This window comes from Pseudomonas sp. 10C3, from assembly GCF_036346185.1.
GTDB lineage: Bacteria > Pseudomonadota > Gammaproteobacteria > Pseudomonadales > Pseudomonadaceae > Aquipseudomonas.
This window is the reverse complement of record NZ_JASJVE010000001.1, coordinates 177,117-188,834: the sequence shown is the minus strand read 5'-3', so window position 1 is coordinate 188,834 and position 11,718 is coordinate 177,117. Positions and strand designations below refer to the sequence as shown.

At 55.4% G+C, this 11,718-nt stretch carries 16 protein-coding genes; all 16 read left to right on the top strand.

Annotated elements, in window-relative coordinates; all coding sequences use genetic code 11:
• Positions 1-599: 599 nt before the first annotated feature.
• From QN399_RS00980 to QN399_RS00905, 16 genes are read left to right on the top strand one after another with little or no spacing between them, the layout of a single operon-like run.
• On the top strand, positions 600-926 hold the full coding sequence (locus QN399_RS00980) for an MFS transporter (protein WP_330200422.1): 327 nt from the start codon (positions 600-602) through the stop codon (positions 924-926).
• Complete coding sequence (locus QN399_RS00975) at positions 923-1,252, top strand: hypothetical protein (protein WP_330200421.1); 330 nt, start codon at positions 923-925, stop codon at positions 1,250-1,252. The genes QN399_RS00980 and QN399_RS00975 overlap by 4 nt, the downstream gene beginning before the upstream one ends.
• Positions 1,249-1,518: a hypothetical protein gene (locus QN399_RS00970; RefSeq protein WP_330200420.1), complete on the top strand. Its 270-nt coding sequence runs from the start codon at positions 1,249-1,251 to the stop codon at positions 1,516-1,518. Before QN399_RS00975 ends, QN399_RS00970 begins: the two co-directional genes overlap by 4 nt.
• Before the next feature lie 11 nt (positions 1,519-1,529).
• Positions 1,530-1,988, top strand: a complete 459-nt coding sequence (locus QN399_RS00965; RefSeq protein ID WP_330200419.1) for a terminase — start codon at positions 1,530-1,532, stop codon at positions 1,986-1,988.
• Complete coding sequence (locus QN399_RS00960; protein ID WP_330200418.1) at positions 1,969-3,177, top strand: PBSX family phage terminase large subunit; 1,209 nt, start codon at positions 1,969-1,971, stop codon at positions 3,175-3,177. The genes QN399_RS00965 and QN399_RS00960 overlap by 20 nt, the downstream gene beginning before the upstream one ends.
• Positions 3,174-4,643 (top strand): DUF1073 domain-containing protein, encoded by a 1,470-nt coding sequence (locus QN399_RS00955; RefSeq protein ID WP_330200417.1) that lies wholly within the window; start codon positions 3,174-3,176, stop codon positions 4,641-4,643. Before QN399_RS00960 ends, QN399_RS00955 begins: the two co-directional genes overlap by 4 nt.
• A gap of 40 nt (positions 4,644-4,683) precedes the next feature.
• Positions 4,684-5,322, top strand: a complete 639-nt coding sequence (locus tag QN399_RS00950; RefSeq protein WP_330200416.1) for a phage minor head protein — start codon at positions 4,684-4,686, stop codon at positions 5,320-5,322.
• A 6-nt stretch (positions 5,323-5,328) separates the two neighbouring features.
• Positions 5,329-6,609 carry a DUF2213 domain-containing protein gene (locus QN399_RS00945; protein ID WP_330200415.1) on the top strand — a complete coding sequence of 427 codons (1,281 nt, stop codon included), beginning with the start codon at positions 5,329-5,331 and terminating at the stop codon, positions 6,607-6,609.
• Positions 6,610-6,623: 14 nt separating this feature from the next.
• Entirely contained in the window at positions 6,624-7,118 is a 495-nt protein-coding gene (locus QN399_RS00940) for a hypothetical protein (protein ID WP_330200414.1), read from the top strand.
• 13 nt (positions 7,119-7,131) lie between these two features.
• Positions 7,132-8,130, top strand: a complete 999-nt coding sequence (locus tag QN399_RS00935; RefSeq protein ID WP_330200413.1) for a DUF2184 domain-containing protein — start codon at positions 7,132-7,134, stop codon at positions 8,128-8,130.
• Positions 8,131-8,142: 12 nt separating this feature from the next.
• Positions 8,143-8,409: a hypothetical protein gene (locus QN399_RS00930; protein ID WP_330200412.1), complete on the top strand. Its 267-nt coding sequence runs from the start codon at positions 8,143-8,145 to the stop codon at positions 8,407-8,409.
• 2 nt (positions 8,410-8,411) lie between these two features.
• Positions 8,412-8,795: a DUF4054 domain-containing protein gene (locus QN399_RS00925; RefSeq protein ID WP_330200411.1), complete on the top strand. Its 384-nt coding sequence runs from the start codon at positions 8,412-8,414 to the stop codon at positions 8,793-8,795.
• The gene (locus QN399_RS00920; protein WP_330200410.1) at positions 8,792-9,280 is read left to right on the top strand and encodes a hypothetical protein; all 489 of its coding nucleotides are present in this window, start codon (positions 8,792-8,794) and stop codon (positions 9,278-9,280) included. Before QN399_RS00925 ends, QN399_RS00920 begins: the two co-directional genes overlap by 4 nt.
• Positions 9,281-9,283: 3 nt before the next feature.
• On the top strand, positions 9,284-9,655 hold the full coding sequence (locus QN399_RS00915; RefSeq protein WP_330200409.1) for a hypothetical protein: 372 nt from the start codon (positions 9,284-9,286) through the stop codon (positions 9,653-9,655).
• A gap of 3 nt (positions 9,656-9,658) precedes the next feature.
• Positions 9,659-10,210 (top strand): hypothetical protein, encoded by a 552-nt coding sequence (locus QN399_RS00910; protein ID WP_330200408.1) that lies wholly within the window; start codon positions 9,659-9,661, stop codon positions 10,208-10,210.
• An 18-nt stretch (positions 10,211-10,228) separates the two neighbouring features.
• On the top strand, positions 10,229-11,710 hold the full coding sequence (locus tag QN399_RS00905; protein ID WP_330200407.1) for a DUF3383 domain-containing protein: 1,482 nt from the start codon (positions 10,229-10,231) through the stop codon (positions 11,708-11,710).
• Positions 11,711-11,718: the final 8 nt, after the last annotated feature.

The following is an 11,718-nucleotide window of genomic DNA, read 5'->3' as shown; positions in this document are numbered from 1 at the left end:
GATGCCATTTCAGCGGAGTACGAAAGCTTGGTGATGACGGGGCCGGATCAGTTGTTGTGGTAATGGCTGCGCCAGTTAGCTACGTCACTATCTCGGTGGATATTTTAGGATGATTATCCGAAAGCTACGCCTCGCATTTTCCCTATGGCGAATCAGATCAACGCGCAGCGATAGATACGGCGCAGCCCTTGATCGAGAGATAGCCAGACGCAAGGTAAAGGATTAAATTCAAGAGGCCCCAAATAGTCCTTGCATTCCATGTCCGCATGTCCGAATATTCCACCATCCTGTCACATCTGCGCAATTAGATTGGCAGGACAAGTGTGTGAGGGGAACTCGCTTACGGCGATACGGTATACCCACCGAGAGATGAGCTGCTTGGCTAACGATAGTGATAGGGTTTGAGACCCTTAGCTCTGCCGGTTCAAGTCCGGTCACACTTACAAATTTAGAAGGTCGCCTCGGCGGCCTTTTTTATTGCCCAAATTTCCCCCAAAGACCTCCAAGCCTCTTGCTCCGGCAATGCGTAGAAGGGAGGCACCTATTCCTTTGGCTGGCAGTCAGCCTTTTTTATTCACGTCACGCCAAGAGGTCCGAGCATGGAGTTTCTTAGTTTCCTGCGCGATAAATCCTCTTTGGTTATTGCGGGCCTCATTGGGGCCGTTATAGCCAGTTGGTGGCACAAGGATGATCTGACCAGCGTTCAAGCATGGGTCGTATTCCTGCTCACTGGGTGCGCCTGCTCCCTGTACCTGACAGGAATCGTCAGCTCACACCTTGGAATTGTCGAGCCCAGCAACGTTGCCGGTGTCGGCTTCCTGTTAGGCACCTTCGGCGGCTCGCTCATGGCTGCCATCAACCGAGCCATAAAAGCCGCTGACCTCTGGGCGCTCATACGCCAGAAGTTCGGAGGGGGCACACCATGAACATCGAACTATTCAGCGAAGTCGTGATAGCGATCATCTCAGGGTGGGCCTGCTGGTGCTGCCTGAGCCGCAAGGTCAATGACGGCATCGTCGGTAAGTTGATCTACGGCATCATCGCCATATCCGGTTACGCCATCGTCACTCGCACCGAAACCATGTTCTTCAGTCCGTCTGTAGCGGGCGTCACCTTTCACGCGGGGCTGGCCATGGCAGGGTTGCGGCATTACTTCCTGGTGAATCACTGGGCGAAGGTCAAAGCCTGGGTGTGCAGATATTTGCACTGTGATAGCTGCGCCAACCAAACGGATGGCAAGGGGTTGAAATGAAACTCCCCAAATTCCTGAAACCCTTCATCGCACGGATTGCGAAAACCCCTAAAGAGGTAATTGCAATGCCCGATGAGACCGTAGTGATCAACGCTGGTGATCAGCTGCCGCCCGTAACCGCCGCGACCCCAATGCCTGCAGTGCAGCCTCCTGCCGCCGCCCCGGTACTAAACACCGACACCCTCAAGGCTGTATTGGCCGCATTGGGCTATCCGGTTCCTGCTGTGTGGGATGAGGCAATCGCCATATCCAAGAAATCTGCCTAATCGGAGTAGTTATGGCTCGTCCAACCAAGTACAGGGCGGAGTTCGCCGAACAGGCTAGAAAACTCTGCCTGCTTGGCGCGACGGATGATGAGCTGGCCGACTTCTTCGAGGTAGTGGTCACGACCATTGATAACTGGAAGCGCGACCATAAGGAGTTTTTGGGGGCCCTAAAAAAGGGCAAGGCGTTAGCTGATGCTGAGGTAGCCCACAAACTGTTTCATCGCGCCACCGGTTACGAGCATGCCGAAGTGGATATCAAGGTTATTGATAGCCAGATAGTCATGACCGACCTTGTCAAGCATTACCCTCCCGACACTACCGCCGCCATCTTCTGGCTAAAGAACAGACAGAAAGAGAAGTGGCGCGACAAGATCGATCACGGCCTTGAGGGTCCTGGAGGGCAACCATTAGCTCCGCCTGTATTCAATGTGACGTTCGGAGCAAAAGGAGATGGGAGCGATCAATCTTGAGTTCGCTCCCAAGTTCGCACCCCTGTTCATGCCGATGCGCTACAAGGTCTTCCATGGAGGCCGAGGTGGTGCCAAGTCGTGGGAGATAGCTCGCGCACTGGTGCTGATCGCCAGTAGCAAGAAGACTCGAATCCTCTGCGCTCGCGAAGTACAGAACACGATCAAGGACTCTGTTCACAAGCTGCTCAAGGATCAGATCGAATCACTTGGTCTGAACGCCTGGTTCACGATCACCGACAAGGCGATCACTAGCTCAGTCGGATCAGAGTTCATTTTCAAGGGCTTGCGGTTTGATGTGCAGGGTGTCAAGTCTACTGAAGGCGTGGATATCTGCTGGGTTGAAGAAGCCCAGACGGTCACCTCTGCGTCGTGGGACGTACTGACCCCCACCATCCGCAAAAATGATTCAGAGATATGGATCAGCTTCAACCCGAATGAGGCCACAGACCCAACCTATATGCGGTTTGTTGCAAATCCTCCTGACGATTCAATCGTCATCGAGGTGAATTACCCGGACAACCCTTGGTTCCCAGAAGTGCTCCGCAAAGAAATGGAGTACTGCAAGCGCGTTGACTTTGAGGCTTATGAGCATATTTGGCTCGGTAAGCCAAAGTCGATCAGCGAGGCTGTCATCTTCAGTGGCAAGTATCGCGTCGAGGCATTCAGTGATGATTTGTGGCTGCAGGCTGATCGCCTGTTCTTCGGCGCCGACTTCGGATTTGCCCAAGACCCAAGCACGCTGATCCGCTCATTCATTTTAGGTAACAAGCTTTACATCGAATACGAAGCATACGGCGTCGGTGTCGAGATTGACGAGATGGCTCAGCTGTACGACAGCATCCCTGATGCCCGCGACTGGCCGATCAAGGGTGACTGTAGCCGCCCTGAAACGATTAGCTATATGCGCAGACAGTCTTTCAGCATCGAGGCCGCTGCTAAGTGGTCAGGTTGCGTTGAGGACGGCATAGCCCACTTGCGCGGCTTCGAAGAAATCATCATCCACGAACGCTGCAAGCACATGGCTGCTGAAGCGCGACTGTATTCATACAAGGTCGACAAGTTGTCTGGCGATGTCCTGCCGGTCATTGTCGATAAGCACAACCACTGTTGGGACGCCGTTCGGTACAGCCTTGATGGTTACATCCAGGCACGCGGCGGACTTGGCGTCTGGCAGAGACTCGCAGAATGAGCAAACGACACACAATCAATGCTCGGGCAGCCAAGATCGCCCAGCAGACGGATGCCGCACGCCGCGTGTCAACCGGCGACAGCTTCCAGAACTTCGCTGCACGCGTAGGGCTTGGTACTGACAACCAGAGCGCCAATAGCTCTTACGGCTTCAGCTTTGTCAGCCGTAACCGCATCCAGATGGAGGCGACTTACCGCTCAAGCTGGATTGCCGGGCGCGCTGTAGACGTCGGCGCCTCTGACATGACGCGCGAAGGTATCGAATTCAACTCGATCATGCCGCCAGATGAAAAGGACAAGATGTCCCGCGCTTTCGAGCGCCTGCAGATATGGAAGTCCCTGTGCGACAACGAAAAATGGAGTCGTCTCTACGGTGGCTCGATTGCCGTGATGCTGATTGACGGGCAGAAGCCTGAGACGCCTCTGCGCCTCGACAGTATCGGCAAAGGTCAATTCAAAGGCTTGCTCGTTCTGGATCGCTGGCTTGTACAGCCATCGCTTGAGAATCTGGTGACCGAGTACGGCCCAGACATGGGCAAGCCGAAGTTCTACACAGTGATCGCGGATGCCCAAGCACTCGTTAACCAGAAGATTCACCACACGCGTGTGATCCGTCGCGGCGGTGTTGAGCTTCCGTACTGGCAGCGCATCAGTGAGAACGGATGGGGCCAATCAGTACTCGAGCGGCTGTGGGATCGATTGATTGCATTCGATAGCGTCACTCAGGGTACGGCTCAACTGGTCTACAAAGCCCATCTGCGCACGTACAAGGTAGAGAAGCTGCGTGAGTTGATCGCTACCGGTGGCCGAGCATTCGAAGCGCTTCTGAAGCAAATCGACATGATTCGTCAGTTCCAGTCCAATGAAGGGATGACCCTCATGGATTCAACTGATGAATTCGAAACTCATCAGTACGCCTTTGGTGGGCTTTCTGACGTCATGCTGCGCTTCGGTGAGCAGGTTGCTGGGGCGCTAGAGACCCCGAGCGTGATCCTGTTCGGCCAATCACCAGGCGGCCTCAGCTCAAGCAGTGACAGCGAAATACGCATCTATTACGACAACGTGAAGGCCAAGCAGGATTCTGACCTTCGCCCTGGCGTAACGACGCTGTGTGACGTTATTAGTCGCTCAGAGCTTGGTAAGCCGCTACCAGAGGGCTTCGCGTTCGACTTCGCGCCACTGTGGCAGCTCAGTGATACCGAGAAGGCAGACATTGCCGGAAAGGACACGACTACCGTTCTGGATGCATTCGAAGCCGGTCTAATCAGCCGCCAAACAGCACTTAAAGAACTTCGTCAGTCCAGCAACACCACCGGTATGTGGTCGAACATCACTGACGAAGAGATTGACAAGGCTGAAGACGAGCCACCACCGCCGCCAGATTTAGAACCCGAGGCTCCCGATAATGCGAACCCGGACGGCGGACAGGCGAAAGAAACAAAGCCCGGTCAGAACGCACCGAGCTGAGCGCCAATTTCAGTCACAACTGTCTCAAGTGGCGCGGCAGGTGGGGAGCATCATTAACGGCTTCCCGCCTGGCGATCCATCAGTTGAGCCGACCATCAATCACATGCTGAACCGTTACGCCGACTTGCTCACGGATTGGGCGGTATCGACGTCGAGCAAGATGATTGAAGAGGTCAATCATCAGGACCGTAAAGCATGGGTCTTGATGACTGAAAATATGGCTCGGTCGTTGCGCGAAGAGATTCGCACAGCTCCGACTGGCAAAGTGATGCAAAGCCTTCTGGCTGAGCAGGTCACCCTGATCAAAAGTATTCCTCTTGATGCTGCAAAGCGCGTGCACGAACTCACCTTGCAAGGTATTGAGGACGGCACGCGCGCCAATGAGATAGCCAAAGAGATACAGCGCTCTGGCGAAGTATCTGAGAGCAAAGCCAAAACTATCGCCCGAACTGAAGTGTCGCGCACTGCGTCGACGCTTACCCAGGCCCGCGCCCTATCAATTGGCAGCGAGGGTTACATCTGGCGTACCTCTGGCGACAGCGACGTCCGTCACTCGCACCAAGAGATGAATGGCAAGTTCGTTCGTTGGGATTCACCCCCAACGCTCGACAAGATGACCGGCCACGCTGGTTGCTTCCCGAACTGCCGCTGTTATCCAGAACCTGTCATTCCCGAGTAAACCCCTATGCGAGTGAGAACCCAAGACGAGGCTTTGTCCGCGCGCTACTTCGTGCCCGAACAAATCAGCCCGCGTCAGCACTTCACGCCCGAGGGCTTTCTGCTGTGCGAAGGCGTTCCTATTGCCCGCACCGGCACGCTGATCTACGGCGAGCATGAAGTGCCAGTAGAGGCGAACTTCTCGGGACTGGTAACCATTGAGCGCAACGCCGAGGACGTTTTTCGTCCTGAGACATTGGCGAGCTTCGAAGGCAAGTCAGTAACGATCGATCACCCGGAAGAAGGTGTAACGCCGCAGAACTGGCGAGAGCTCACCGTCGGCACCGTGCAAAACGTGCGTCGTGGCGAAGGTGTCGAGCAAGACCTGGTCATTGCAGACCTTCTGATCACTGACCACGAAGCAATCACAGAAGTGCGCGCCGGCTTACGCCAGGTGTCGTGCGGCTATGACGCAGATTACGAACAGCTGAGTCCCGGTCGCGGGGCGCAGCGCAACATCGTGGGCAACCACGTTGCCCTGGTAGAGCGCGGCCGCTGTGGCTCGCGATGTGCAATCGGAGACAAGGAAACTGAAATGAAGAAACCCATCAAAAGAACGTTTGCTGATCGCCTGCGTGCAGCCTTCATGTCTAAGGACGCCGAAGCAGCTGAAGCGCTGGCAAAAGAAGTAGAAACAGCTGATGGCGAGGAAGAAGAGGAAGAGAGCAAGTCTACCAAGACTGGCGATTCCAAAACCCTCGACTCGCTCGTCAAGGCTGTTGGCGCACTGACAAAGCGCTTCAGCGACATGGAGTCCGAGTTGAAAGAGTCGAAAACCTCAGACGAGGAAGAAGACCCGGACATGACTCAGGATGACGTTCTGAATGCCGAGGTGGCCGCTTCTACCCCTGAAGCCAAGGGCGTCACTTATACCGGTGACTCCGACGCATGGGCTGATCTGCTGTCGCGCGCTGAAATTCTGTCGCCAGGCATCAGCTTTCCAACCCGAGACAGCAAGGTCAAATTTGCCGATGCGGTGTGCTCATGCCAGCGCCAGGCGCTGACCAAGTCTGCGCTTACCGAAGATGGTAAGTCGGCCGTGAACACCTTCTTGTTTGGCCGCCAGATTGGCGCCTTGACAGCTGATCAGGTCGCTACCGCGTTCATGGGTGCATCGGAGCTGATCAAGGCGCAAAACAACTCGCAAGGTAATCGCACGAAAATCGCCACGAACGACTTCGGTCTGCCTGGTGATATCGCAGCGATCAACAAGCGTAACAACGAATTCTGGAACGGCGCCCGCCGCTAACTGAGGTATTACCAATGGGTAACGCATTTTTGTATCGCATGCCTTCGGGCATTCCGGGCGACGTAAGCCGTCCATCTCAATCCACCATCGAGCCTTGCATTCTCGACTCGACGAACGTGTTCGCGGGTTACGGCCTGTTTGGCAAAAACGTTGCCGGCAAGTTTGTTCCTGTCGGTGCAGGTGATGTTGCCACTGCTGTTTATGGCCTCTATGTACGGCCATACCCAACCACTGGCGGCGCTGCTTCTGACCCGCTAGGCACTTCGACGCCACCAACCAAAGGTGTTGGCGACAACATGCGCCGTGGCTACATGACCGTGAAGAGTAACGCAGGCACCGCCTCGCTCGGCTCTCAGGTCTATGTCCGGGTTGCTACCGCTGGTGCGGGCAAGCCAATCGGCGGCATTGAAGCCGCTTCTGACACCACCAACACCATTGCCATTGTTGGCGCAACGTTCATGGCAGCTGCTGACGCCGCTGGCAACGTTGAAATCGCCTACAACATCTGACGGAGATAGCTCGATGAGCCAATTGATTTTGCCGCGTGCTATCAAGCGCGCCTACACCCGCGACGGCCTGATGACGTTCGATAGCCAGACCATCGACTCCGCAGGTGTGTTCCTGATTGGCGAGCTTGAGCGCCTGGATCAGAACCTCCACATGCCTTTGGCGTCCGTGACCTGGTCGCGTGACATCATGCTGCGCGAAGACGTCAGCATTGCTGATGAGCTGTCTTCGTTCACCAACTCCACCTTCGCTGCTGCTGGTGGCGCAAGCCCTAGCGGTAAAAGCTGGATCGGCAAAGATGCCAACGCCATCGCCGGTATCGCGCTGGACATCGGCAAGACAGCCACCCCGCTGACCCTGTGGGGCATGCAGCTGGGCTGGACACTGCCTGAGCTGTCGTCCGCACAGAAGCTGGGCCGCCCGGTTGATCAGCAGAAGTTTGCTGGTATGAACCTGAAGTACCAGATGGATGTGGACGAACAGGTTTACATCGGTGACAGCGTTCTTGGCTTGACTGGCATGGTTAACGCCGCCGCCGTCACCAACGTGAGCAACGCTGTAACTGGTGGCTGGGGCACCGCATCAGCCGCTCAGATCCTGGCAGACATCAACGAAATCCTGAACAGCTCTTGGGCTGCATCCGGTTTCGCTATCTGCCCACGCGAACTGCGCCTTGATCCAGTGAGCTTCAGCCGCCTGGTGTCTCAGATAGTTTCCACTGCGGGCAACATCTCGCTGCTGGAATACCTCAAGGTCAACAGCTTGTCGAACACCCTCAACGGTGTTCCGCTGAACATCCTGCCGCTGAAATGGCTGACCGGTCGTGGCACCTCGACCACTAACCGGATGATGGCATACACCAACGACATCGACCGTATTCGCTTCCCGCTGGTGCCGCTGCAGCGTACTCCGCTGGAATACCGCGACATTCGCCAACTGACTACCTATTTCGGTCGTTTGGGTGGCGTAGAAGTCGTTTATCCTGAAACAGTCGCTTACCGCGACGGCATCTAACCGGAGAGCACCATGAAATTTATCAACGTGCTCGAAGGTTTCAAGCTCAACCTGGCCGAAGGTGTCCGAGAAATCGGCGCAGGCATCCAGGAAGTGGAGGATGAGATTGCGGCTCACTGGTTCGTGGTCGCAAACTCCACTCCATTGACCGCCAAGCAAGCAAAAGCCAGGCAGCCTGATGAGCCTGCCGCAGAGGCCGTGTCGGAGTCAGCAGTTGATCCGGCCGCCGAACAGGCTGCGACAAATGAGCCTGCAACTGAACCAGAACCAGTGAGTTGACCATGAATTCCGACCAGTTTCGTCAGGACTTCCCAGAGTTTGCAGATCCATCCAAATACTCGGATACGTCCGTGAATCTCTGGCTGACACTGGGCGGAAAGACTCTCGACCCTGATCGGTGGTGTGACTACCTCGATCTTGGGCTTGAGTTGTTCGCAGCGCACAACCTATCCCTTGCAGCAGGCAATCAGCTTGCTTCGACGGTAGGTGGCACGCCAGGACAGATAAAGGGGCCTGTCACCAGCAAATCCGTGGATAAGGTCAGTGTCGGATATGACTCGGGCGCCGCTGTGCTAGAGGGTGGCGGATTCTTTAACCTCTCAACTTACGGCATTCAGTTCTTACAGATTGCTCGCATGGTGGGGTCTGGCGGTATTCAGCTATGACGATGAAAATCACGGTTGATAGGGTTTCGCAGGTTCTAGCATCAATCCAGGAGCTTGCAGGGAAGCAGGTTCTGGTCGGTATTCCAGCGACTAAAGCGTCTAGGGATAACGAGGACAAGTCTCCGCTGAACAATGCGCAGATTGGATACATCATGGAGAACGGATCGCCCATAGCCAATATCCCCGCAAGACCATCCTTGATACCTGGTGTCGAGGATCAGATGGAAAGCATCACGGCCCATCTGGAAAAGGCGGCAAAGGCAGCAATGTCTGGAAATGCAGAGAAAGTCGACGACGAGTTAAACGCCACCGGCCTGATCGCCCAGGCTGGAGTCAGGAACAGAATCACTAACGGTGACTTCGCGCCCCTGGCAAAATCCACGCTTGCAGCGAGACGAAAGCGCGGCAGAACTGGCGTCAAGCCTCTTATTGATACATCCCAGCTTCGCAATGCAATGACCTACGTCATCCGCAAGAAGGACTAAAACATGGCTCTTCTTGATGTCACGGATGTACTGCTTGACCCTGATTTTATGGATATGGGCCTAGCCTGTGTTCGCACTACAGAGACGGTCGGAGACAATGGCCGCCCCACAACAACGACTGTTAGATCTGTCTTTGCAGGTGTGATCACCAGTGACAGCGGAGACATCCTTGAGCGGCTTGCCGGTGGCGAGCGCAAGAAAGGGTCAATCACGATTCACACCATATTCCAGCTCACGTCAGGCTTCGACAACGTCACTGCCGACACCGTTACTTGGCGCGGGAATGAATACGTCGTCTCCAACGTCAACGACTATGCCCACTTCGGTCGAGGCTTCGTGTCGGCGACTTGCGATTTAAAACCTCTGGCTGGATAGACCATGGCAAACACTTCGGCAACCGGTGGCTACTTGGTCCCTGGCGGGTCGAGTGCGCCCGAAGAAGACCAAGACCTTGAGGACATTCTTCAGGGAATGGTCAGTGGAATATCAGGGATACCCGGAAGCATGGTCCGTCCTCGATGGCAGTCGCTACCACCCAAGCAGCCAGAACCAAGTGTCAATTGGTGCGCTATTGGCGTTCAGGAAACAAAGACGGTCGCGAATCCGGCAATTGATCACAACTCATCTGGCGACGGCAATGACCAATACCAGATGCATGAGGGCCTGACGCTGCTAGCGACGTTCTACGGCCCAAACTCGCAAAGATACGCATCCATCATGCGCGACGGGATTTTCATCCCTCAGAACGCCGAGGCTATTAAGGCCAAAGGCATGGCCTTCGTGAGCGCTTCATCCATTCGCCCAGTCCCTGAACTGGTCAATCAGCAATGGATACGACGCTACGACCTTTTCATCGAGATGCGCAGGAAAGTAACGCGCGTCTACCCAGTGCTCAACATTCTGTCGGCACCGGTAACCATCGTCGACTGATATACCCCGGAGAAAAAAATGCAGACTCTTGCCATTTCGGACGTCGTGAACGTCCAGATCGTCATGTCTCCGAAGGCAGCTGCTGTGCGCAATTTTGGCGCTCTGCTGATCCTCGGCTATTCACCTGTAATCGATGTTTCTGAGCGCATTCGCCAATATTCCAGCATAGCTGGCGTGGTAGCGGACTTTGGGAGCACGGCGCCAGAATACCTGGCCGCAAGTCTGTTCTTCAGTCAGTCGCCCCAGCCGTCAATTCTGTACGTTGGTCGATGGGCCAAGACCGCAAGCTCGGGCATCCTTAAGGGCGCTTCGCTATCGGTGGCGCAGCAAGCGATGAGTTTGTTCACGGCTATCACTACTGGCGGCATGAAGGTAACGATTGATGGCACGCTGGTAACCCTAGCCGCAATCAACCTTTCATCCACCACCAACCTGAACGGCGTAGCGTCGGCTATCACTGCAGGCCTTGGTGCTGCCGGTACTTGTATCTGGAACGCCGTGTATAGCCGCTTCGATATCCGCAGCGCGACAACCGGCATACTTTCCACTGTCAGCTACGCGACGGCACCAGTGTCTGGCGTGGATATCAGTGGCCTACTCGGCCTGACCACTGCAATGGCTTCGGTGCCAGTAGGCGGAATTGTTGCCGAAACACCATTGGCAGCCATTACCAATCTGGCATCAGCATCGAATGACTGGTACGGATCGATGTTTGCTGACTCCACCATTGCGAATTCGGACCTGCTGGCGGTCGCTGGCTTCATTGAGGCTACCCCGCAAAGCCGTATCTTCGGCGTCACCACTACTGCATCAGCAGCAATGGACCCGACCAGCACTACCGACATCGCCAGCCAGATGATGGCAGCGACCTACAAAAGGTCGTTCGTGCAGTTCTCCAGTGCGTCACCGTATGCTGCCGCGTCGATGTTTGGCCGAGCGTTCACGGTGAATTTCTCAGGGAACAACACCACCATCACCCTGAAATTCAAGCAGGAGCCAGGCATTACTGCTGAAAACCTGAATGAAACCCAGGCCGCCACCCTGAAAGCAAAAAACTGCAACGTGTTCGTCAACTACGACAACGCTACCGCGATCATTCAGGAAGGCACCATGGCGAACGGGTACTTCTTCGATGAGGTGCACGGCCTGGACTGGCTGCAAAACGACGTCCAAACCGCCGTCTACAACCTGCTTTACACCAGTGCAAACAAGATCCCGCAGACCGATACCGGCATCAATCAGATCGTCACCACCATCGATAGCGAGATGGAGCGAGCGGTAACAAACGGACTGTGCGCTCCTGGCGTATGGAGTGGCCCTGCATTTGGCGCTATCGCATCCGGTCAGTACCTGACTAAAGGCTATTACGTGTTCGCCCCATCTGTAGACACCCAATCCCAAGCCGCCCGCCAGGCCCGTCAAGCACCAGTCATCCAGGTAGCCGCAAAGCTTGCCGGTGCCGTGCACTTCGCCAACGTCATCATCAACGTAAACCGTTGATCGGAGCT

Coding starts and splice junctions, on each gene's coding strand:
- QN399_RS00965 (WP_330200419.1), top strand. CDS start 1,530: ATGGCTCGTCCAACCAAGTACAGGGCGGAGTTCGCCGAACAGGCTAGA.
- QN399_RS00915 (WP_330200409.1), top strand. CDS start 9,284: ATGGCTCTTCTTGATGTCACGGATGTACTGCTTGACCCTGATTTTATG.
- QN399_RS00910 (WP_330200408.1), top strand. CDS start 9,659: ATGGCAAACACTTCGGCAACCGGTGGCTACTTGGTCCCTGGCGGGTCG.
- QN399_RS00960 (WP_330200418.1), top strand. CDS start 1,969: ATGGGAGCGATCAATCTTGAGTTCGCTCCCAAGTTCGCACCCCTGTTC.
- QN399_RS00905 (WP_330200407.1), top strand. CDS start 10,229: ATGCAGACTCTTGCCATTTCGGACGTCGTGAACGTCCAGATCGTCATG.
- QN399_RS00935 (WP_330200413.1), top strand. CDS start 7,132: ATGAGCCAATTGATTTTGCCGCGTGCTATCAAGCGCGCCTACACCCGC.
- QN399_RS00930 (WP_330200412.1), top strand. CDS start 8,143: ATGAAATTTATCAACGTGCTCGAAGGTTTCAAGCTCAACCTGGCCGAA.
- QN399_RS00975 (WP_330200421.1), top strand. CDS start 923: ATGAACATCGAACTATTCAGCGAAGTCGTGATAGCGATCATCTCAGGG.
- QN399_RS00970 (WP_330200420.1), top strand. CDS start 1,249: ATGAAACTCCCCAAATTCCTGAAACCCTTCATCGCACGGATTGCGAAA.
- QN399_RS00940 (WP_330200414.1), top strand. CDS start 6,624: ATGGGTAACGCATTTTTGTATCGCATGCCTTCGGGCATTCCGGGCGAC.
- QN399_RS00955 (WP_330200417.1), top strand. CDS start 3,174: ATGAGCAAACGACACACAATCAATGCTCGGGCAGCCAAGATCGCCCAG.
- QN399_RS00920 (WP_330200410.1), top strand. CDS start 8,792: ATGACGATGAAAATCACGGTTGATAGGGTTTCGCAGGTTCTAGCATCA.
- QN399_RS00945 (WP_330200415.1), top strand. CDS start 5,329: ATGCGAGTGAGAACCCAAGACGAGGCTTTGTCCGCGCGCTACTTCGTG.
- QN399_RS00980 (WP_330200422.1), top strand. CDS start 600: ATGGAGTTTCTTAGTTTCCTGCGCGATAAATCCTCTTTGGTTATTGCG.
- QN399_RS00925 (WP_330200411.1), top strand. CDS start 8,412: ATGAATTCCGACCAGTTTCGTCAGGACTTCCCAGAGTTTGCAGATCCA.